We start from the raw sequence: 21,056 nt of genomic DNA, 5'->3' as shown, positions 1-21,056 counted from the left end.
TGCCCCCCGCGACTCGCACGCTCGTCGCGGGCCCCGGCACGGGGCCGCCCCGAGCGCTGGCCGGCCGAGTCAGGACAGGCGCGCCTCCGCGGCGTCCCAAGCAGCGGCCGACCCCGAGGGCCGGTACTCCACCAGCGCCTGCGTGGTGCGCAGCAGCCGCCGCATCTCCGCCAGCCCGCCGTCGAGACCGCCGAGCGCGCGGGCCTGCACCAGGGCGTTGCCCAGCGCCGCGGCCTCCACCGGCCCGGCCAGCACCGGCAGGCCGCAGGCGTCGGCGGTCAGCTGGCACAGCAGCGCGTTGCGCGCGCCCCCGCCGACCACGTGGACGACGTCGACCTCGCGGCCCGACAGCTCCACCGCCCGCCGGACGGTCCGCCGGTAGGCCAGCGCCAGGCTGTCGACGATGCAGCGCACCGTCTCGGCCTGCCCCTGTGGCGGCGCCTGGCCGGTCGCGGCGCAGGCCAGTGCGATCCTGCTGGGCACGTCCCCGGGCGGCAGGAACCGCGGGTCGTCGACGTCGACCACCGCGGTGAACGCCGGCACCCGGGCCGCGGCGGCGAGCAGGTCGGGCAGGTCGGCCGGCAGGCCCGCCGCCGCCCAGGTGCGCAGCGACTCCTGCAGCAGCCACAGCCCCATGACGTTGTGCAGGTAGCGCACCGTGCCGTCGACGCCGAGCTCGTTGGTGAACCCCGCGTCCCGGCTCGCGGCGGTGAGCACCGGCTTCTCCAGCTCCACGCCCACCAGCGACCAGGTGCCGCAGGAGACGTAGGCGAACCGGTCGCCCCGGGCCGGGACGCCGACCACCGCCGAGGCCGTGTCGTGCGACCCGACCGCGATGACCGGCACCTCGCCCAGCCCGGTCTCCGCGCGCACCTCGGCGGTCAGCCGGCCGATCTCCTCGCCCGGCTGCACCAGGGCGGGCAGCAGGTCGCGCGGGAGGTCGAGCCGGTCGAGCAGGCCGGTGGCCCACTGCCGGGTCGTGGCGTCGAGCAGCCCGGTCGTGGAGGCGTTGGTGACCTCCGCGCCGCGCGCCCCGGTGAGCCAGTGGGCCAGCAGGTCGGGCACCAGCAACGCCTGCCGTGCGGCGGCGAAGCGCGCCGTCCCGCGCATCGCGGCGAGCTGGAAGACCGTGTTGAACGGGAGGTGCTGCAGACCGTTGACGGCGTAGAGCTCGTCGGGCGGGACGAGCGCGTGCACCGCCGGCACCGCGGTCTCGTGCCGGGCGTCGCGGTAGTGCACCGGGTTGCCCAGCAGCGCGCCGTCGGCGTCGAGCAGGCCGACGTCGACCGCCCAGCTGTCGATGCCGACACCGTCGACCACGCCGCCGTCGGCCTCCCGGCCGGCGGCGCGCAGCCCGTCGAGCACCCCGGCGTAGAGGCCGAGGACGTCCCAGTGCAGCGTGCCGGCGGTGCGCACCGGCCGGTTGGGGAACCGGTGCACCTCGGTGAGGTCCAGCCGCCCGGAGCCGACCCGCGCGGCCATCACCCGGCCGCTGGAGGCGCCCAGGTCGACGGCCGCGAGGGTCAGCGGGCGGGTCATCGCAGGAACGCGGCCGCGACGCCGGAGTCGACCGGGACGTGCAGGCCGGTGGTGCGCGACAGCTCCCCGCCGGTGAGGGCGAAGACGGCGTCGGCGACGTGCTCGGGCAGCACCTCGCGCTTGAGCAGGGTGCGCTGGGCGTAGAACTGCCCGAGCTCCTCCTCCGGCACCCCGTAGACCGCGGCGCGCTGGGCGCCCCAGCCGCCGGCGAAGATGCCCGACCCGCGGACGACGCCGTCGGGGTTGATGCCGTTGACCCGGATCTGGTGCTCGCCGAGCTCGGCGGCCAGCAGCCGCACCTGGTGCGCCTGGTCGGCCTTGGTCGAGGAGTAGGCGATGTTGCTCGGGCCGGCGAAGACCGCGTTCTTCGAGGAGATGTAGACGACGTCGCCGCCCATGCCCTGCCCGATCATGATCCGGGCCGCCTCGCGCGAGACGAGGAAGCTGCCCTTGGCCATGACGTCGTGCTGCAGGTCCCAGTCCTGCTCGGTGGTCTCCAGCAGCGGCTTGGAGATCGACAGGCCGGCGTTGTTGACCACCAGGTCCACCCCGCCGAAGGCCAGGCAGGCCTCGCGGAAGGCGGCGGCCACGGCCTCGGCGTCGGAGACGTCGGCGGCCACGCCGACCGCGACGTCGCTGTTGCCGATCTCCGCGGCGGCGGCCTGTGCCTTGGCCAGGTCGAGGTCGGCGACGACGACGCAGGCGCCCTCGGCGGCCAGCCGGACGGCGATCGCCCGGCCGATGCCGCTCGCCGCGCCGGTCACCAGCGCGACCCGGGTGGCCAGCGGCTTCGGCTTCGGCATCCGCTGCAGCTTCGCCTCCTCCAGCGCCCAGTACTCGATGCGGAACTTCTCGCCCTCGTCGATGGGCGCGTAGCTGGAGACCGCCTCGGCGCCGCGCATCACGTTGATCGCGTTGACGTAGAACTCGCCGGCCACCCGCGCGGTCTGCTTGTTCGCGCCGAAGCTGAACATGCCGACGCCGGGCACCAGCACGATCGCCGGGTCGGCCCCGCGCATGGCGGGCGAGTCGGCGGTGGCGTGCCGCTGGTAGTAGGCCGCGTACTCGCCGCGGTACTCCTCGTGCAGCTCCTTCAGCCGGGCGACGACGTCCTCGACCGGCGCGGACGCCGGCAGGTCGACCACCAGCGGCCGCACCTTGGTGCGCAGGAAGTGGTCGGGGCAGGAGGTGCCCAGCGCGGCGAGGGACGTGAGCTTCTCCCGCGACAGGAAGTCCAGGACGACGTCGGAGTCGGTGAAGTGCCCGACCTGCGGCTTGTCGGTGGAGGCCAGCCCGCGGACCACGGCCGCGAGGACAGCGGCCCGGTGCCGGCGCTCGGCCTCCGGCAGCGGCTCGAAGCCGGGGACGACGGCGCCGAACGGCTCGGGCCTCCCACGCTCGGCGAGGAACCGCTCGGCGGTGCGGATGACGTCGAGCGAGTTGGCCTCGGCCTCCTCGCTGCTGGCGCCCCACGCGGTGATGCCGTGGCCGCCGAGGACGCAGCCGATCGCCTGCGGGTTCTTGTCCTTGATCGCGGCGATGTCGAGGCCCAGCTGGAAGCCCGGACGGCGCCACGGCACCCAGACGACGCGGTCGCCGAAGCACTCGCGGGTCAGCGCCTCGCCGTCGGCCGCCGTCGCCAGGGCGATGCCGGAGTCGGGGTGCAGGTGGTCGACGTGCGCGGCGTCGACCAGGCCGTGCATGGCGGTGTCGATCGACGGGGCGGCGCCGCCGCGGCCGTGCAGGCAGTAGTCGAACGCGGCGACCATCTCGTCCTCGCGCTCCACGCCGGGGTAGACGTCGACCAGCGAGCGCAGCCGGTCCAGCCGGAGCACGGCCAGGCCGGACTCCGTCAGCGTGCCGAGGTCGCCGCCGGAGCCCTTGACCCACAGCAGCTCGACCGGCGAGCCGGTCACCGGGTCGGTCCCGGTGCCCTTCGCGGAGGTGTTGCCGCCGGCGTAGTTGGTGTTGCGCGGGTCGGCGCCGAGCCGGTTGCTGCGCTCGAGCAGCTCACTGACCACGGGGTTCGTCACGGGGTGTTTCCTTCCGGTGGATGCGTCCGGGGAGAGAGGGTGTGCACTTCCGCGGGAGTGCACGAGGGCTAGGCCCCCCAGGAGGCCTGGGTGCCGCCGACGCGCTCGCGGGCGGTGCGCTCGGCGTGACCCGAGCGGGCGTAGGCGGCGTAGGGGTCGGCGTCGAGCCCCTTCGACTCCCGCAGCTCGGCGAGCAGCGGGCGGACGTCGGTGGCGAAGGCGTCGGTCAGCGCGCCGTGCGCGGCCAGCACGTCACCGGACTGCTGGGCGGCGGTCAGCGCCTCGCGGTCGACCAGCAGCGCCTTGGCCGTGGCCTCCTGCACGTTGAGCACCGAGCGGATCTGGCCGGGGATCTTCGGCTCGATGTTGTGGCACTGGTCGAGCATGAAGTTGACGCCGGAGTCGGGCCGGAGCGCGTCGGCGGCCACGATCTCGTTCATGATCCGGAACAGCTGGAACGGGTCGGCCGACCCGACGATCAGGTCGTCGTCGCCGTAGTAGCGCGAGTTGAAGTCGAAGGCGCCCAGACGGCCGACGCGCAGCAGCTGCATGACGATGAACTCGATGTTGGTGCCCGGCGCGTGGTGGCCGGTGTCGAGGACGACGGTGGCCTGCTCGCCGAGGGCCAGGCAGTGCAGCAGCGAGGTGCCCCAGTCGGGGATGTCCATCGCGTAGAAGTAGGGCTCGTAGAACTTGTACTCCAGCAGCAGCCGCATGCCCGGGTCGAGCAGCGCGTAGACCTGCTGCAGCGAGTCGGCGAGGCGGTCCTGCCGGGCGCGCAGGTCGTCCTGGCCGGCGTAGTTGGTGCCGTCGGGCAGCCACAGCTTCAGGTCGGTCGACCCGGTGGCGCGCATGACGTCGACGCACTGCGCGTGGTGGGCGATCGCCTTGTCCCGCACCCGCTTCTCGGGGTGGGTGAGCGACCCGAGCCGGTAGTCGTCGTCCTGGAACAGGTTGGAGTTGATCGCGCCGATCGAGACGCCGAGGTCGGCCGCGTGCGCGGCGAGCTTGCCGAAGTCGTCGACGAGGTCCCACGGGACGTGCAGCGACACCCGCGGCGCGGCGCCGGTGTAGCGGTGCACCTGGGCGGCGTCCTCGATCTTCTCGAACGGGTCGCGGGCCACGCCGGGCTGGCCGAAGACCTTGAACCGGGTGCCGGAGTTGCCGAACGCCCACGAGGGCAGCTCGATGGTCTGCTCGCCCAGTGCGGCGAGGGCACGGGTGCGGGGGTCGGTCACGAGGGGTCTCCTGTTGGTGCGGTGGTGGGCTCCCCGGACGCCGTGAGCTGGGCGTCGAGGTCGAAGACGAGCTCGAGCTCGGCCTTGCCGCGGCCGTCGCCGGTCTCGAAGAAGGGCGCCATGGCGGCCTCCCAGCGGGCGCTCACGTCGGTGGCGTCCACGGCGGCCTGGGCGGCGGAGAGGTCGTCGGTCTCCACGACGCCGACGAGCAGGCCGTCGTCGCGGAGGTAGAGCTGGTAGTCGCGCCAGCCGGCGTCGCGCAGCGCGCGCAGCATGTCCGGCCAGACGGCCGCGTGCCGCTCGCGGTACTCGGCCAGCCGGTCGGGGCGGACCTGGAGGGTGAAGCAGGCGCGGGGCACGCGGGTCTCCTCGGGAGGGGTGCTCCCGGTCCCGCCACGGAGCGACCCGTGGCGGGACCGGGGCGGACGACTCAGAAGTCGAAGTCGTCGATGTTCTCGGCGTCGAACACGGTGGGCTCGCCGAGCACGACGACGCCGTCGGCGCCGACCTCGTACTCACCGAGGTCACCGGCCTCGAAGGTCTCGCCCTCGGCACCGGTGATCTGGCCGGCGGCCAGGGCGGCGCCGGCGTAGGCGGCCAGGTAGCCCAGGTCCTCGGGGTTCCACAGCGCGAAGGCGGTGACGGTGCCGTCCTGGACGAACTCGCGCATCTGGTTCGGGGTGCCGAGGCCGGTCAGCGCGACCCGGCCCTTGTACTCCGAGCCCGACAGGTAGCGCGCCGCGGCCGAGATGCCCACGGTGGTCGGCGAGATGATGCCCTTGAGGTCGGGGTAGGTCTGCAGCAGACCCTGGGTCTCCTGGAAGGACTTCTCGTCCTCGTCGTCGCCGTAGACCGTCGTCACGATCTCCATGTCCGGGTACTCCTGCGCGGCGTACTCCGTCATGAGCTCGATCCAGGTGTTCTGGTTCGTGGCGTTGGCCGTCGCCGACAGGATCGCCACCTGGCCCGCGCCGCCGATCTGCTCGGCCATCGTGTCGATCTGGGTCTGCGCGATGCCCTCGGCCGTGGCCTGGTTGATGAACAGGTCGCGGCACGCGGGGTCGGTGTCGGAGTCGAAGGTGACCACGCTGGCGCCGCCGCTGCGGGCCTGGTCCAGGGCGCTGCAGATGGCGTTGGGGTCGTTGGCCGAGGTCAGGATGACGTCGGCGCCCTGCTGGGTCAGCGTGTTGATGTAGCTGACCTGCGAGGAGGCACTGGCCTCCGAGGGGCCGACCTGGCTGAACTCGCCGTCGATCTCGCCGACGGCCCGCTCCGAGCCGGTGGCGGCGACGTCGAAGTAGGGGTTGTTCAGCTGCTTGGGCAGGAAGGCGATCGCGAGGTCGGCGGGGATCTCGGCGTCCGGGTCGGCCGAGGCGCCGGCGGCGTCGTTGCCGCCGCTGCTCCCCTCGTCCTCGCCGCGGGTGGTGCCGCCGCAGGCGGCGGTCGTGAGCACCATGGCGGCCACTGCCAGGCCGGTCAGGCCACCGCGCACGCGGCGGCTGGTCAGGAACAGCGACATCGGGGTCCCTCTCTTCGGGTGGATGGGGGGGTGGTGCGGTGGTGCGGTCAGGAGGCCGGTCGGCGCCGGCGTCGTCCCTTGACGCGGGCGGCGACCTGCGGCGCGACGACGGCGGTGATCAGCAGCACGCCGGTGACGATGTTGAGGACGTCGGAGGGCACGTTGACCAGCTGCAGGGCGTTGCGCACCGAGCCGAGCAGCAGCGCGCCGGCGATGACGCCGAGCAGCCCGCCGCTGCCGCCGAAGATGGACACCCCGCCGAGCAGGATCGCCGCGATGACCTGCAGCTCCAGGCCGGTGGCGTTGTCGGCGCGGGCGCTGCCGTAGCGCAGCGTCCAGTAGACGCCGCCCAGGGCGCTGACGACGCCGGTGACGACGAACAGCCAGAGCTTCGTGCGGGCGACGTCGATGCCGCTGAACCGGGCGGCGTCCTCGCTGTTGCCCATCGCGTAGAGCGAGCGGCCGATCGGGGTGGCGTGCAGGACGACGCCGGTGAGCACGACGAGCACCAGCAGCGGGACGACGACGGTGGGGATGCCGGTCGAGCCGATCGAGCTGATCGCCCACGTCGTCCAGGCGCGGGGGAAGTCGGCCACCGCCTGGTCGCCCAGGACGACGAAGGCCAGGCCGCGGTAGAGCGCCAGCGTGCCGATGGTGACCGCCAGCGAGGGCAGCCCCAGCCGGGTCACGAGGAACCCGTTGACCGCGCCGAGCACGCCGCCGAGCACGAGCACCAGCGGGACGATCGCCTCCAGCGGCAGCCCGGCCACCCACAGCCGGCCCATGACCGCGCTGCACAGGCCCACGGTGCTGGCCACCGACAGGTCGATCTCGCCGGTCACCACGATGAGCGTCAGCGGCAGCGCGATGAGCGCGATGACCACGACGTCGAGCAGCAGGAAGCCGGCGTTGCGGGTGCTGGCGAAGCCCTCGACCGAGAACGCGGCGACGACGAGGAACAGCACGAGGAAGGTGGTGATGACGCTGCCGGCGGGCAGGGTCCGCCCGCGGCGTGCGGGCGCGGCGGGCGCCGGAGCGGCCGGGGCGGGAGCGGTGTCAACGGTCACGGCGGGCGTTCCTCCCCCGGAGACGGGCGGCCAGGCGCAGCTGCAGCGCCCGGTCGAGGGCGATGGCGGCGAGGATCAGCGCGCCGACGGCGGCGTCGCGCCAGAACGGGTCGAGCCCCAGCTGCGGCAGCGCGGTGCCGATCGTGGTGAGCAGCAGCGCGCCGAGCGCGGCGCCGTAGACCGAGCCGCTGCCGCCGAAGATGGCCACCCCGCCGACGACCGCGGCGGCCACGACGAAGAGCTCCTGGCCGGTGCCGGCGGTGGTGTCCAGCGTCTGGAAGCGGGCGGCGTAGAGGACGCCGGCCAGGCCCGCCAGCGCGCCGTTGACGACGAACGCGGTGAGCACCCGGCGGCCGACCGGGATGCCCGAGAGCCGGGCGGCCTCGGGTGCGGAGCCGATGCCGTAGAGCTCGCGGCCGCTGCGGAAGGTGCGCAGGTACCAGCCGACCAGCAGCACGACGGCGACGGCGACGAGGAAGAGCACCGGGACGCCGAGCAGCCGGGCGCCGCCCAGGGCCTTGAAGCCGCTGGGCAGGTCGGCGGCGTTGATCTGCAGCCGGTCGGCGCTGCTGGCCCACAGCGAGTCCAGCCCGCGGAAGGCGTAGAGCGTGCCGAGGGTGACCACCAGCGAGGGCACCCCGGCGGCGGCCACGACGAGGCCGTTGAGCAGGCCGCACACCGCGCCGACCGCCGTGCCGGCGAGCACGGCGACGACCACCGGCGTGCCCGGCGCGACGACCAGCAGCGTGCCGGTGGCGTAGGCCGACAGGCCCAGCACCGAGCCGACGGAGAGGTCGACGTTGCGGGTGACGATCACCATCGTCTGACCCGCGGCGAGCACGGTGAGGATGGCGGCCGACAGCAGCAGGTCGCGGACGTTCTGGCCCGACAGGAACCGCGGGTTGGCGACCACCGTGACGACCACCAGCAGCACCAGCGCGGCGAGGATGCCCAGCTCGCGCACGACGAACAGCCGGTGCACGAGGGCCGAGCCGCGGTGGCCGGTGCGCTCGGGGGCGGCCAGCTCCTCGGGCAGCGCGGCGGGCGTCCCGGTCACCGGGGCGCTCACCGGGCCGCCCCGGCGCGCGTGCCGCCCTGGCCGGTCGCGGCCAGCATCACGCTGTCCTCGTCGGCGCGGGCGCGCGGGATGTCGTCGACGAGGCGGCCCTCGGAGACGACGAGGACGCGGTCGGCCATGCCGAGCACCTCCGGCAGTTCGCTGGACACCATGACGACGGCCAGGCCCCCGGCCGCCAGCTCCGACAGCAGCCGGTGCACCTCGGACTTGGTGCCGACGTCGATGCCGCGGGTGGGCTCGTCGACGATCAGCACCCGCGGCTCGGTCGACAGCCACTTGGCCAGGACGACCTTCTGCTGGTTGCCGCCCGACAGGGTGGACACCGGGTCGGAGAGCTTCCCGGCCTTGACCTGCAGCTTCCGCGACCACTCGGCGGCCTGGGCCCGCTCGGCGCGGGAGCTGAGCAGGCCCCCCCTCGCCAGCTCCCAGCGCCGGGTGAGGGTGGCGTTGCGCTCCACCGAGAGCTCCATGACCAGGCCCTGCTGTCGGCGGTCCTCGGGGACCAGCGCGATGCCGGCGGCCATGGCCGCGGCCGGGTCGCCCCTGCGGAGCTCCTCGCCGCCCACCCGGACGGAGCCCGCGTCGTAGGGGTCGACGCCGAACACCGCGCGGACGATCTCGCTGCGGCCGGCGCCGACCAGGCCGGCGAGGGCGACGATCTCGCCGGCCCGCACGTCGAAGGAGACGTCGGCGAAGACGCCCCGGCGGGTCAGGCCGCGCACCTCGAGCACGACCTCGCCGGGCTCGACGTCGATCTTCGGGAACAGCGAGGAGACCTCGCGGCCGACCATCCGGCGGACCACCTGGTCGACGGTCAGGTCGCGGGCGAGGTCGGTGGAGACCCACTGGCCGTCGCGCATGACGGTGATCCGGTCGCAGAGGTCGAACACCTCGTCGAAGCGGTGGGAGATGAACAGCACCGCCGCACCGGAGTCGCGCAGCGAGCGGGCGACGGCGAACAGCCGCTCCACCTCCACGCCCGACAGGGCCGCGGTCGGCTCGTCCATGACCAGGACCCGCGCGTCGAAGGACAGCGCCTTGGCGATCTCGACCATCTGCTGGTCGGCGATGGACAGGCCGCGCGCCGGGCGGTCGGGGTCGAGCGCGACGCCGAGGCGGTCGAACAGCTCGCGACAGCGGCGGCCCAGCGTCCGCCGGTCGATCCGGCGTCCGGGGAGCAGCGGCTGGCGGCCCATGAAGATGTTCTCCGCGACCGAGAGGTCGGGGAACAGCGTGGGCTCCTGGTAGATGACCGCGATACCGGCGGCCCGGGCGGCGGCCGGGTCGGTGAGGGTCACCGGCTGCCCGTCGAGCAGCACCCGCCCGGTGTCGGGGCCGTGGACCCCGGCCAGGATCTTCACCAGGGTCGACTTGCCGGCGCCGTTCTCGCCCACCAGCGCGTGGGCCTCCCCCGCGTGCAGCTCCAGCTGCGCGCCACGCAGGGCAGCGACCGCGCCGAAGCTCTTGCCGACGTCCTCCAGGGCCAGCACGACCCGGCCGGGCGCCGACGACGACGCGTGGTCCACGGCGACCACCTCCCATGCTGAAACGATTCACACGGCTTGTGGCGCAGACCATAGGGGCGCTGCCGGAACCATGTCAACGGCCACGACCGGGACGCCGCCGTCCGCATCGCGGAGCCCTGCCCCGGCGGTTGACACGTTTCAGGTCGTACGCTCACCATCGCCGCACGGCGTCCGTCCCGGGCGCCTCCCCCGGCCTGCGCGAGGAGGCGCCGTGCCCGCGAGCATCCGCGACGTCGCCGAGTCCGCCGGCGTCTCGGTCGGCACGGTCAGCAACGTGCTCAACCGGCCCGAGGTGGTCAGCGCCGCCACCCGCGAGCGGGTGCTCGGCGCGATCGCCGCCCTGGGGTTCGTGCGCAACGAGTCGGCCCGCCAGCTGCGCGCCGGCTCCAGCCGCACGGTGGGCCTGGTCGTCCTCGACATCGCCAACCCGTTCTTCACCGACGTCGCCCGGGGCGTGGAGGACGTCGTCAACCCCGCCGGGCTCGCGTTGATCCTGTGCAACTCCGACGACCGGCCGGAGAAGGAGTCCGCGCACCTCGACGTGCTGGCCGAGCAGCGGGTGCAGGGGGTCCTGATCACGCCCACCGCCGAGCTCACCCCGCACCTGCAGTCGCTGCGCCGGCGCGGCATCCCGGTGGTGCTGCTCGACCGGCGCGCGAGCGGGCCCGACCAGTGCTCGGTCGCCGTCGACGACGTGCTCGGCGGGCGGCTGGCGGCCGAGCACCTGCTGGAGCGGGGGCACCGGCGGATCGCCTTCATCGGCGGCGCCTCGGGCCTGCCGCAGGTGCAGGAGCGGCACGACGGCGTCGAGGCGGCGGTGCGCGAGGCCACCGGCGCCGTCGACGAGCTGCTCACCCTCTCCCCCGAGGTGCTCACCGTCGCGGGCGGGCGGGAGGCCGCCGCCCGCATCGTGGGCATGCCCGCGTCCCGCCGGCCCACCGCCGCCGTCTGCGCCAACGACCTCATGGCCCTGGGCGTGCTGCAGGAGATGGTGCGGCAGGGGGTGCGGGTCCCCGACGAGTTCGCCATCGTCGGCTACGACGACATCGACTTCGCCGCGGCCGCCGCGGTCCCGCTCACCTCGGTGCGCAAGCCGCGCCAGGAGCTCGGGTCCCGCGCGGCGCGACTGCTCCTCGACGAGGCCCGCGGCGAGGGGCACGTGCACGTCCAGGAGGTCTTCGAGCCGGTGCTCGTCGTCCGTGAGTCGAGCCGCGTCCGCCGCACCGGCGGACGCTGAGGAGGGGGTTCCATGAGGGTCGCGCTCTTCGCCACCTGCCTGGTGGACACGGTGGTGCCGCAGGTCGCCCGGGCGACGGCGGTGCTGCTCGAGCGGCTGGGCCACGAGGTGGTCGTGCCGGCCGGGCAGGCCTGCTGCGGGCAGATGCACGTCAACACCGGCTACCGGCGCGAGGCGGTGCCGATCGTGGCCAACCACGTGCGCGCCTTCGCCGGCGCCGAGGCCGTGGTCGCGCCGTCGGGGTCGTGCGTGGCCTCGATCCACCACCAGCAGGCGATGGTGGCCCGCCGGGCGGGTGAGCACGGGCTGGCCGACGAGGCCGAGGCGCTGGCCGCGCGCACCTACGAGCTGTCGCAGTTCCTCGTCGACGTCCTCGGCGTCACCGACGTCGGCGCCTACTACGCGCACCGGGTCACCTACCACCCGACCTGCCACTCGCTGCGGCTGCTCAAGGTCGGCGACCGGCCGCTGCAGCTGCTGCGCGCGGTGCGCGGGCTGGAGCTGGTGGAGCTGCCGGGCGCGGAGTCCTGCTGCGGGTTCGGCGGCACCTTCTCGGTGAAGAACAGCGACACCTCGACGGCGATGCTCACCGACAAGATGGCCAACGTGCTGTCCACCCACGCCGAGGTCTGCACCGCCGGCGACTCCTCCTGCCTGATGCACATCGGCGGCGGGCTGTCCCGGCTGCGCTCGGGCACCCGGACGGTGCACCTGGCCGAGATCCTGGCCTCGACGGAGGACGCCGTGAGCCCCGACCAGACCACCCGCCCGGCGGTGACCGCGTGACCGCCACCGTCCCGGTGCATCTCCGCGGAGGTGCACCGGGCACTTCCGCGGAGATGCACGAGAGGAGCGCCGCGTGACGACGACCCCGCAGGACCTGCGCACCGACCAGACCCCGCTCGCCCCGGGCGCCCCGAGGTCGGGGACGACGTTCCTCGGCCTGCCGACCGCGCCCCGCGGCGTCGGCCACCTGCGCGGCGACCGGTCCTTCCCCGACGCCGCCCGCGACGCGCTGCGCGACGGCCAGCTGCGCGCCAACCTCGGCCACGCGACGCAGACGATCCGCGGCAAGCGCGCCCGGGTGGTCGCCGAGCTGCCCGACTGGCAGCAGCTGCGGGCGGCGGGCAGCGCGCTCAAGGCCGCGACGATGGCCCGCCTCGACGAGCACCTCGAGGAGCTCGAGCGGCAGGTGACCGCCCGCGGCGGCACGGTGCACTGGGCGCGCGACGCCGCCGAGGCCAACCGCATCGTCACCGACCTGGTCCGGGCCACCGGCACCGACGAGGTGGTCAAGGTCAAGTCGATGGCCACCCAGGAGATCGGCCTGAACGAGGCGCTCGAGGCCGCGGGCATCGCCGCGCACGAGACCGACCTCGCCGAGCTGATCGTGCAGCTCGGGGACGACAAGCCCAGCCACATCCTGGTGCCGGCGATCCACAAGAACCGCGCCGAGATCCGCGAGATCTTCCTGCGCACCATGCCCCGGGTCGACGCCGACCTCACCGACGAGCCGCGCCGGCTGGCGATGGCCGCCCGGTCGCACCTGCGGGAGCGGTTCCTCCGGGCCCGGGTGGCGATCAGCGGGGCGAACTTCGCCGTCGCCGAGACCGGCACGCTCGCCGTCGTCGAGAGCGAGGGCAACGGCCGGATGTGCCTGACCCTGCCCGAGACGCTGATCACCGTCATGGGCATCGAGAAGCTGGTGCCGACCTGGCCCGACCTGGAGGTGTTCCTCCAGCTGCTGCCCCGCTCCTCCACCGGAGAGCGGATGAACCCCTACACCTCGATGTGGGCCGGCGTGACGCCCGGCGACGGGCCGCAGGACTTCCACCTGGTGCTCGTCGACAACGGCCGGACGGCGGTCCTGGCCGACGAGGTGGGCCGCCAGGCGCTGCACTGCATCCGCTGCTCGGCCTGCCTCAACGTGTGCCCGGTCTACGAGCGCACCGGCGGGCACGCGTACGGCTCGGTGTACCCGGGGCCGATCGGCGCGGTGCTCTCGCCGCAGCTGACCGGCGTCGAGGACAACGCCTCGCTGCCCTATGCCTCCTCGCTGTGCGGCGCCTGCTACGACGTCTGCCCGGTGGCCATCGACATCCCGTCGATCCTCGTGCACCTGCGCGCCGAGCACGTCGAGGCGCAGGAGAAGCCGACCGCGGAGTCGGTGGCGTTCAAGGCGCTGGCGCGGGCGATGAGCAGCCCGCGGCTGTGGCGGCTGGCGCAGCGGGCGGCCGGCCTGGGCCGGCTCCTCGCCCGGGGGCGGCCCACCATGCCGGCCGCGCTGCCCTTCCCCGCCTCGGCGTGGACCCGCAGCCGCGACCTGCCCACCCCGCCCGCGGAGAGCTTCACCGCCCAGTGGGCGCGCGAGCACGGGGGCCGGTCGTGAGCGCCCGCGAGGAGGTGCTCGGCCGCATCCGCACCGCGCTGGGCGAGACGCGGGCGCCGGTGCCGGAGGTGGTGCGCGACTACCGCACCACCGACGACCGCCCGGCAGCCGAGCTGCTCGACGTCCTCGTCGACCGGCTCGAGGACTACAAGGCCTCGGTGCTGCGCTGCGGTCCCGACGACGTCGCGGCCACCGTGACAGCCGCGCTGGACTCCGGGCTGGGCACCGGCTGGGCGCCGGGGTCGGTGGTGGCCGCGCCGGGTCTGCCCGCCGCCTGGCGCCCCGAGGGTCTGGACACCGACGACGACCGGCCGCCGGTGCAGCTCGCCGAGCGGGCCGCCTCGGTCACCGCCGTCGCCGTGGCGATCGCCGAGACCGGCACGCTGGTGCTCGACGGGACGCCGCCGTGCGGCCGGCGGGCGCTGTCGCTGCTGCCCGACTGCCTGGTCTGCGTGGTGACCGCCGACCAGGTGGTCGGGAACGTGCCCGAGAGCCTGGGCCGGCTGGACCCGCTGCGCCCGCTGACGATGATCAGCGGGCCGTCGGCCACCAGCGACATCGAGCTGCAGCGGGTGGAGGGCGTGCACGGCCCCCGCACGCTGGTCGTCGTCCTGGTCTCGGGAGCCGCCGCCACGATCAGGTGACCTGATCGTGGCGCGTTCTCCCCGACGGTGCACGGTCGGGGAGGACGCTCCGCGGTCGGGTCGGACGGGCTGCGGTGAGGCAGGACGGTGCCGGCTCAGCGCGGGTCGACGGGCTCGGGGAACAGCGCGCGCACCGCGGGCATGTCCAGCTCGCGGACGGTGGCGACGAGCAGGTCGAGGGAGTCGCCGGGCAGGTAGCCGGGCTCGGCGTACACCGGCACGCCGTCGCGGAACACCAGGAGCGTGGGCGCCGAGCGCACGCCCACGCGGGCGGCCAGGGCGGCCTCGGCCTCGGTGTCGACCGAGCCGAAGACCAGGCCCGGGTGCCGCTCCGCCGCGGCGTCGAACTCGCGGGAGAACGCCCGGCTCGACCCCGACCCGGCCGCGCGGAAGTCGACCAGCACGATCCCCGGTGCGGACACCGCGGCCGCGTAGTCGGCCCCGGTCAGGACGACGGTCACCCGACCAGTGTGCTCCACGACCCGCACGCACAGCGGGCCCCGGCCGCTCCCGGCCGGGGCCCGCTCCGCGACGGTGCGCAGCTCAGGCGCGCGTGAGGCTCTTCTCGCGCACCCCGGCGCGGGCGTGCACGTCGCCGAGCTGCTCGAGCGGCACGTGCGCGGTCTCGCGGGCGGTGAGCGCGCACAGCCCCGCGACGGCGGCCGCACCGGCGGTCAGCAGCGCGACCGGCACCCAGCCGCCGGAGCCCTCGCCCGCGATGGCGGTGGCGATGACCGGCGAGAAGCCGCCGAGCGCGAAGCCGATCTGCGTGCCGATCGCCATGCCCGAGTAGCGCACCTGGGTGGAGAACATCTCGCCGTAGAAGGACGGCCAGATGCCGTTCGCCGCGGAGTACACGACGCCGAACAGCGCGATGCCGAGGACGACGACCAGCGGGCCGTTGCCCTGCTGCAGCGCCCAGAGGAACGGGAAGGCCAGCGCGGCCGACCCGAGCGCGCCGAGGGCGAAGACCGGACGGCGGCCGATCCGGTCCGACAGCCGGGCCCACAGCGGCAGCACACCCAGGGCGACGACGTTGGCCAGGATGACCATCCACAGCAGCGTGGAGCGCTCCATGCCGACGATGTTGGTGCCGTGCGCGAGCGCCCAGGTGCTGACGATGGTGCTGACCACCGACACCAGCGCGCAGAAGACGACGCGGAGCACCGCTGCCCAGTGGTCGCGGAACAGGACGGCGACCGGCAGCTTGGCGACGGTGTGCTCCTGCTCGACCCGCTCGAACTCCGCGGTCTCGGGCAGCGAGCGGCGCACCCAGTAGCCGACCGCGACGACGACCGCGGACAGGAAGAACGGGACCCGCCAGCCCCAGCTCAGCAGCTGGTCCTCCGGCAGCAGCGCCACCAGCAGGAAGACGACGTTGGCCAGGATCAGGCCGGCCTGGGTGCCCGACAGCGTGAAGCTGGTGAAGAAGCCGCGGCGTCCCTCGGGGGCGTGCTCGAGCGTGAGCGAGTTGGCCCCGCTCTGCTCGCCCGCGGCCGAGAGCCCCTGCAGGACGCGCAGGAGGACGAGTAGCGCCGGGGCGGCCACCCCGATGGCGGCGTACGAGGGCAGCGCGCCGATGAGAAACGTCGAGACGCCCATCAGCAGGAGGGTGAGCACGAGCATCCGCTTGCGGCCGACGCGGTCGCCGAAGTGGCCGATGACCACCGCGCCCAGCGGCCGGGCGACGTAGGCGACGCCGAAGGTGGCCAGCGACAGCAGGGTCGCCGTCGACGGGTCGGACTCGGGGAAGAAGACCTGCGGGAAGACCAGCCCGGCTGCGGCGCCGTAGATGAAGAAGTCGTAGTACTCGAGCATGCTGCCCACGAAGCTGGCCAGGGCGGCCTTGCGTGGCAGCTGCTCGTGGGTGGTGGCACCCGGTGCGGGAGTCGGGCTCATGGTCGGTCTCCTGGTGGGCCGGCGGGGAGCGGAGTCGTGCCGGCGATCGGCGGCGTGGGGTGCGGATCAGCGCCCGGGGTGCCCGGACCGTGCTCGCCCGGCTGCCCGTCCGACCCGGGTCACGGGTGGGTCTGCGTCGGGCGCTTATGTACCAGTTGGTTACGTACCAGATGGTGAGGTGATCGGAGTCACCGTGTCAACCCACCGGCGCGGACGACCCCGTCCCGCTCGGCGCGGCCGGGGACCCGGTGCGGGGGACGGACGACGACGAGGTCCTCGCCTGGCACGCCGGCCACCTGGCCGCCCTCGCCCGCCTCCGGGCCGACGGCACGGAGACCGGCCGGGTCGACACCACCGGCGTCGTCACCGGCGGGCCGGCCGGACGGCGCGTCAGCGCCCCGCTCGTCCAGCCGCCGACCCGACGGCCGGCCGGGTCGGCCCGGTCACCGCGGGGACGGGGAGGCGGTCAGGTGGGCGACGACGAGGTCGGCCAGCAGCCGGCGCTGGTGGTCGCGGCGGGCCGGATCGAGCATGTCGCGGCCGAAGATGGCGCCGAAGGTGTGCCGGTTCGCCGTCCGGAAGACGCAGAAGGCGCTGATCACCTGGTGCACGTCGAGCGCGTCGACGTCGTCGCGGAACACCCCGGCGTCCCAGCCGCGCTCGAGGATGCGGCCGAGCACGACCAGCGCCGGGTTGGCCAGACCGGACAGCGCCTCGGACCGGGCGATGTGCTCGGCGCGGTGGATGTTCTCGATGCTGACCAGCCGGATGAACTCCGGGTGCGCCTCGTGGTGGTCGAAGGTCAGGCCGGCCAGCTCGCGGATGGCCTCGACGGGGTCGAGGTGCTCGACATCCACCTGCTGCTCGAGGCTGCGGATGCGGCTGTAGGCCTGCTCCAGGACGGCGACGTAGAGCTGCTCCTTGCCGCCGAAGTAGTAGTAGATCATCCGCTTGGTGGTGCTCAGCTTGTCGGCGATCTCGTTGATCCGGGCGCCGGCGTAGCCGCGGTCGGCGAACTCGGCGGTGGCCACGGCGAGGATCTCCGCGCGGGTGCGGTCGGCGTCGCGCGTCCGCTCGGGCGCACCGGTGCGGCCGGCCGGCTCCGGGGGGTGCTGCGCGGTCACGACGTCCTCCTGGCTCGACGGCCGACCCCGGCAGCCTAGGTCTACCGCCCGCGCCCGACCGCGACCCGGGCAGGAGGGCCCGCGGTGGCACGGATCACCGCGAGGGCTGGCCTTCCGCTGCTCCGTGTGGTCCCCTGGGAGCAACTCACCACCTGGTACATAGATGGGGGCGGTCCATGACGTCCGGCGCGCGCAGTTTCCTGGTCGGCCTGGTCGGCAGCGGCATCGGGCCGTCGCTGACCCCGCCGATGCACGAGCGGGAGGCCGACGAGCTCGGCCTGCGCTACCTCTACCGGCGGCTGGACCTCGACGTGCTGCACCGCCCGGCGACGGCGGTCGGCGAGGTGCTCGCCGCGGCCCGGCTGACCGGCTTCGACGGGCTCAACGTCACCCACCCCTGCAAGCAGCTGGTGATCCCGCACCTCGACGAGCTCTCCCCCGACGCCGAGGCGCTCGGCGCGGTGAACACCGTGGTGCTGCGCGACGGCCGGGCGGTCGGGCACAACACCGACTGGTCGGGGTTCGCCCGGGCCTTCGACCGCGGCCTGCCCGAGGCCGGGCTGGACGAGGTCGTGCTGCTCGGCGCGGGCGGCGCCGGCGCGGCCGTGGCGCACGCCCTGCTCACCCTGGGCACCCGCCGGCTGACCGTCCTGGACGTCGACGCGGCGCGGGCCGACCGGCTGGCCGGGGAGCTGTGCGAGCGGTTCGGCCCGGCGCGCGCCACCGGCCGGGACGCGGGCTCCGTGGCGGCCGCGCTGGCCGGGGCCGACGGCCTGGTGCACGCCACGCCGACCGGGATGGCCGCGCACCCGGGCCTGCCGCTGGACGCCGGGCTGCTGCGGCCCGGCCTGTGGGTGGCCGACATCGTCTACCGGCCGCTGGAGACCGAGCTGGTGCGCACCGCCCGCGCGCGCGGCTGCCGGGTGCTCGACGGCGGCGGCATGGCCGTCTTCCAGGCCGTCGACGCCTTCCGCCTCTTCACCGGCGTGGAGCCCGACGCCGGGCGGGTGCTGGCGCACTTCGCCGAGCTGGTCGCCGACCCGGGACCCGACGTCCGTGTCCCCTGAGCGGCCCCGGCGGTCGATCGCCACCGTCTGCCTGTCCGGGACGCTCGAGGACAAGCTCGCCGCCGCCTCGGCCGCCGGGTTCGACGGCGTCGAGGTCTTCGAGCCCGACCTGGTCGCCGCGCCGTGGTCGCCGGCCGAGCTGGCCGCGCGCTGCGCCGACCTGGGCCTGTCCATCGACCTGTACCAGCCCTTCCGCGACCTCGACTCCACCGATCCCGAGCGTGCCGCCCGCAACCTGCGCCGGCTCGACCGCAAGCTCGACGTGATGGCGGCCCTCGGCGTCGACACCGTGCTGGTGTGCTCCTCGGTCGCGCCCGACGCCGTCGACGACGCCGACCTGCTCGCCGAGCAGCTGGCCGCGGCCGCCGCGCACGCCGCCGGGCGCGGGGCCCGCATCGCCTACGAGGCGCTCGCCTGGGGCCGGCACGTGTCCACCTGGGAGCGGTCCTGGGACGCCGTCCGCCGGGCCGGCTCCCCCGCCCTCGGGCTGTGCCTGGACAGCTTCCACGTGCTCTCCCGCGGCGGGGACCCCGCCGGCTTCGCCGAGGTCCCCGGCGAGAAGCTGTTCTTCCTCCAGCTGGCCGACGCCCCGGCGCTGCGGATGGACGTGCTGCAGTGGAGCCGCCACCACCGGCTGTTCCCCGGCCAGGGCGCCTTCGACCTGCCGCGCTTCGTCGAGTGCGTGCTCGCCGCGGGCTACGCCGGGCCGCTGTCGCTGGAGGTGTTCAACGACGTCTACCGGCAGGCCGACCCGGCCCGGACGGCGGTCGACGCGGTGCGCTCGCTGCAGTGGCTCGAGGAGGAGCTGGCGCTGCGCTGCCCGCAGCTGGGCCTGCCGCTGCCACCGGCCGCGCCTCCGCTGACCGGCTGGTCGTTCACCGAGCTCGCCGTCGACGACGTCTCCGGGCCGCAGGTGGGCGGGGTGCTGGCCGCACTGGGCTTCGCGCACACCGGCCGGCACCGGTCCAAGCCGGTGCAGCTGTGGGAGCAGGGGCCCCACCCCGCCTCCCGCGCCCGGGTGCTGCTCAACGCCTCGGCCGACCGGTCCGCGGCGGCCGGGACGGCGTCGGTGGCCGCGCTCGGGCTGGAGAGCGCCGACCCGCGCCGGTCGGCCGCGCGCGCCGAGGCGATGAGCGCGCCGGTCCTCCCCCGCACGCGCGGCGCCGCCGAGGCCGAGCTGTCCGCCGTCGCCGCGCCCGACGGCACCGAGGTGTTCTTCACCCGCACCGGCCCCGACGGCTGGCCGGCGGACTTCCTGCCCACCGGCGAGCGCCCGGGGCCGGGTGCCGGGATCACCGGCATCGACCACGTCGGGCTCACCCAGCCCTTCGACGCGTTCGACGAGGCGGGGCTGTTCTACCGGGCGGTGCTGGGCCTCGAGCCGCAGGAGGTGACCGAGCTGGCCGCGCCCTTCGGCCTGGTGCGCACCCGCGCGGTCACCGGGCCCGACCGGGCGGTGCGGCTGGCGCTGTCGGTGTCGGCGCTGCGCCGCGGCGGGTGGGCGCCGGGCGTGCCCGAGCCGCAGTACGTCGCGCTGGCCACCGACGACCTGGTGGCCACCGCCCGCGCGCTGCGGGCGGCCGGGGCGCCGCTGCTCCCGGTGCCGGCCAACTACGCCGACGACCTTGCGGCCCGCCTCGACCTGCCCGGCGACCTGCTCGACGCCGTCCGCGAGCACGGGCTGATGTACGAGGAGGACGCGCACGGCGGCTACCTGCACCTGGCCACCGACGTCCTCGGCGACCGGGTGTTCCTCGAGGTCGTGCAGCGCCTCGGCGGCTACGACGGCTACGGGACCGCCGACGCGCCGGTGCGGATGGCCGCGCACCGCCGCCGTCGCCAGGCCCGCACGGCCGGGAGAGGCTGACCGCGTGCACGCCGCGAACCGCCTGGCGGTCCACCAGTCCCTCGTCCACCCGCGCGACGCCCTCGAGCTGACCGGGGCGCTGCCCGGTACCGGGTGGCACTCCGTCGGGCTGCACGTCGGCGGGACCGCGGAGGTCGAGCCGTGGTGGCACGGCGGCGCCGGCGAGCGCAACCTCGCCCGGCTGGTGGCCCTGCTGCTGGAGACGCGGGTCACCGTGCTCGACGTCGGCCGGGTGCAGCTGGGCGCCGACCTCCCGCGCGACGACGTGCACGCCGCGCACGGGCGGGTCCTCGACCTGGGTGCCCGCTTCGGCGCCCGGTACGTCACCGCCCGCCTCACCACCCCGGACCCGGGCCGGCGCGCCGACGTCTTCGCCCGGCTGGCCGAGCAGGCCCGGCCCTACCGGCTGGTGCCGCTGCTGGCCCCGGTGCCGGCCGACCGGCCCGACCTGGTCGAGGACGCGGTCGCGGTGGTCTCGCCCAGCGGGGGCGGCGTCGTCCTCGACGTGCCGGTCGGCTCGGGCACGGCCGAGGAGGTCGAGGCGGTGGCCGATGCGCTGGGCGAGCGCCTCGGCTACGTCCGGCTCAGCGCCCGGCAGGTGGCCGCCGCCGGCGAGGACGCCGCCGGGCTGCTGGCGACGCTGCCGCCGCACGTGCCGGTCGCCCTCGGCGGGGACGACTCGACGGGCGTCCTGGACGGCGACCTGCGCGCCCGGCTGGCCGCGCTGCACGGGCGGGTCGACGCGCTGCTGGAGCACCCGCGGGCCCGCGCCCACCGACTGGCCGCCGGCCGCTGACCGGGGCGTCGTGGGGCCGCGTCCCTACGATCG

At 75.0% G+C, this 21,056-nt stretch carries 18 protein-coding genes; 7 read left to right on the top strand and 11 right to left on the bottom strand.

Annotated features, from left to right (window positions below):
• Positions 1 to 69: 69 nt before the first annotated feature.
• The 8 genes from LY71_RS13130 to LY71_RS13095 all read right to left on the bottom strand — a co-directional run bounded on the left by LY71_RS13130 (position 70) and on the right by LY71_RS13095 (position 10,000).
• Entirely contained in the window at positions 70 to 1,539 is a 1,470-nt protein-coding gene (locus tag LY71_RS13130) for a rhamnulokinase (RefSeq protein ID WP_106278171.1), read from the bottom strand.
• Complete coding sequence (locus tag LY71_RS13125) at positions 1,536 to 3,572, bottom strand: bifunctional aldolase/short-chain dehydrogenase (protein WP_106278169.1); 2,037 nt, start codon at positions 3,570 to 3,572, stop codon at positions 1,536 to 1,538. The genes LY71_RS13130 and LY71_RS13125 overlap by 4 nt, the downstream gene beginning before the upstream one ends.
• A 68-nt stretch (positions 3,573 to 3,640) precedes the next feature.
• Entirely contained in the window at positions 3,641 to 4,810 is a 1,170-nt protein-coding gene (gene rhaI / locus LY71_RS13120; protein ID WP_106278167.1) for an L-rhamnose isomerase, read from the bottom strand.
• Positions 4,807 to 5,169, bottom strand: coding sequence for an L-rhamnose mutarotase (locus tag LY71_RS13115; protein ID WP_106278165.1), 363 nt, complete (start codon positions 5,167 to 5,169; stop codon positions 4,807 to 4,809). Before LY71_RS13115 ends, rhaI begins: the two co-directional genes overlap by 4 nt.
• Positions 5,170 to 5,240: 71 nt before the next feature.
• Positions 5,241 to 6,329, bottom strand: a complete 1,089-nt coding sequence (gene rhaS, locus LY71_RS13110; protein WP_106278163.1) for a rhamnose ABC transporter substrate-binding protein — start codon at positions 6,327 to 6,329, stop codon at positions 5,241 to 5,243.
• Between the two features lie 47 nt (positions 6,330 to 6,376).
• Positions 6,377 to 7,396: an ABC transporter permease gene (locus LY71_RS13105; protein ID WP_211297326.1), complete on the bottom strand. Its 1,020-nt coding sequence runs from the start codon at positions 7,394 to 7,396 to the stop codon at positions 6,377 to 6,379.
• Complete coding sequence (locus LY71_RS13100; RefSeq protein WP_211297325.1) at positions 7,386 to 8,465, bottom strand: ABC transporter permease; 1,080 nt, start codon at positions 8,463 to 8,465, stop codon at positions 7,386 to 7,388. Before LY71_RS13100 ends, LY71_RS13105 begins: the two co-directional genes overlap by 11 nt.
• Entirely contained in the window at positions 8,462 to 10,000 is a 1,539-nt protein-coding gene (locus tag LY71_RS13095; protein ID WP_211297324.1) for a sugar ABC transporter ATP-binding protein, read from the bottom strand. The genes LY71_RS13100 and LY71_RS13095 overlap by 4 nt, the downstream gene beginning before the upstream one ends.
• Before the next feature lie 211 nt (positions 10,001 to 10,211).
• On the opposite strand from LY71_RS13095, the gene LY71_RS13090 reads away from it, so the two are divergent.
• The 4 genes from LY71_RS13090 to LY71_RS13075 all read left to right on the top strand — a co-directional run bounded on the left by LY71_RS13090 (position 10,212) and on the right by LY71_RS13075 (position 14,270).
• Positions 10,212 to 11,237 carry a LacI family DNA-binding transcriptional regulator gene (locus LY71_RS13090; RefSeq protein ID WP_245887870.1) on the top strand — a complete coding sequence of 342 codons (1,026 nt, stop codon included), beginning with the start codon at positions 10,212 to 10,214 and terminating at the stop codon, positions 11,235 to 11,237.
• A 12-nt stretch (positions 11,238 to 11,249) separates the two neighbouring features.
• A complete protein-coding gene (locus LY71_RS13085) occupies positions 11,250 to 12,023 on the top strand; it encodes a (Fe-S)-binding protein (protein WP_106278159.1) in 774 nt (257 codons plus the stop codon).
• Positions 12,024 to 12,096: 73 nt separating this feature from the next.
• A complete protein-coding gene (locus LY71_RS13080) occupies positions 12,097 to 13,626 on the top strand; it encodes a LutB/LldF family L-lactate oxidation iron-sulfur protein (RefSeq protein WP_211297323.1) in 1,530 nt (509 codons plus the stop codon).
• Positions 13,623 to 14,270, top strand: a complete 648-nt coding sequence (locus tag LY71_RS13075; protein WP_106278311.1) for a LutC/YkgG family protein — start codon at positions 13,623 to 13,625, stop codon at positions 14,268 to 14,270. The genes LY71_RS13080 and LY71_RS13075 overlap by 4 nt, the downstream gene beginning before the upstream one ends.
• 95 nt (positions 14,271 to 14,365) lie before the next feature.
• On the opposite strand, the gene LY71_RS13070 is transcribed toward LY71_RS13075, so the two are convergent.
• From LY71_RS13070 to LY71_RS13060, 3 genes are all read right to left on the bottom strand, one after another.
• A complete protein-coding gene (locus LY71_RS13070) occupies positions 14,366 to 14,731 on the bottom strand; it encodes a thioredoxin family protein (protein ID WP_106278157.1) in 366 nt (121 codons plus the stop codon).
• An 82-nt stretch (positions 14,732 to 14,813) separates the two neighbouring features.
• Positions 14,814 to 16,169 carry an MFS transporter gene (locus LY71_RS13065; RefSeq protein WP_106278154.1) on the bottom strand — a complete coding sequence of 452 codons (1,356 nt, stop codon included), beginning with the start codon at positions 16,167 to 16,169 and terminating at the stop codon, positions 14,814 to 14,816.
• Positions 16,170 to 16,612: 443 nt separating this feature from the next.
• On the bottom strand, positions 16,613 to 17,293 hold the full coding sequence (locus LY71_RS13060; RefSeq protein WP_106278152.1) for a TetR/AcrR family transcriptional regulator: 681 nt from the start codon (positions 17,291 to 17,293) through the stop codon (positions 16,613 to 16,615).
• 176 nt (positions 17,294 to 17,469) lie between these two features.
• Between LY71_RS13060 and LY71_RS13055 the strand changes: the two genes are divergently transcribed.
• From LY71_RS13055 to LY71_RS23780, 3 genes are read left to right on the top strand one after another with little or no spacing between them, the layout of a single operon-like run.
• Entirely contained in the window at positions 17,470 to 18,360 is an 891-nt protein-coding gene (locus tag LY71_RS13055; RefSeq protein WP_106278150.1) for a shikimate dehydrogenase, read from the top strand.
• On the top strand, positions 18,350 to 20,227 hold the full coding sequence (locus LY71_RS13050) for a bifunctional sugar phosphate isomerase/epimerase/4-hydroxyphenylpyruvate dioxygenase family protein (protein ID WP_106278147.1): 1,878 nt from the start codon (positions 18,350 to 18,352) through the stop codon (positions 20,225 to 20,227). The genes LY71_RS13055 and LY71_RS13050 overlap by 11 nt, the downstream gene beginning before the upstream one ends.
• A gap of 4 nt (positions 20,228 to 20,231) precedes the next feature.
• The gene (locus LY71_RS23780; RefSeq protein ID WP_211297322.1) at positions 20,232 to 21,023 is read left to right on the top strand and encodes a hypothetical protein; all 792 of its coding nucleotides are present in this window, start codon (positions 20,232 to 20,234) and stop codon (positions 21,021 to 21,023) included.
• The last annotated feature ends 33 nt before the right edge of the window (positions 21,024 to 21,056 follow it).

Source organism: Geodermatophilus tzadiensis (assembly GCF_003002915.1).
GTDB classification, from domain to species: domain Bacteria; phylum Actinomycetota; class Actinomycetes; order Mycobacteriales; family Geodermatophilaceae; genus Geodermatophilus; species Geodermatophilus tzadiensis.
This window is presented reverse-complemented; position numbering and strand designations above follow the sequence as displayed.

What these genes read in the sequence shown, in the direction of transcription:
- LY71_RS13085 (WP_106278159.1), top strand. Translation starts at nt 11,250, where the DNA reads ATGAGGGTCGCGCTCTTCGCCACCTGCCTGGTGGACACGGTGGTGCCG.
- LY71_RS13065 (WP_106278154.1), bottom strand. Translation starts at nt 16,169, where the DNA reads ATGAGCCCGACTCCCGCACCGGGTGCCACCACCCACGAGCAGCTGCCA.
- LY71_RS13055 (WP_106278150.1), top strand. Translation starts at nt 17,470, where the DNA reads ATGACGTCCGGCGCGCGCAGTTTCCTGGTCGGCCTGGTCGGCAGCGGC.
- rhaS (WP_106278163.1), bottom strand. Translation starts at nt 6,329, where the DNA reads ATGTCGCTGTTCCTGACCAGCCGCCGCGTGCGCGGTGGCCTGACCGGC.
- LY71_RS13130 (WP_106278171.1), bottom strand. Translation starts at nt 1,539, where the DNA reads ATGACCCGCCCGCTGACCCTCGCGGCCGTCGACCTGGGCGCCTCCAGC.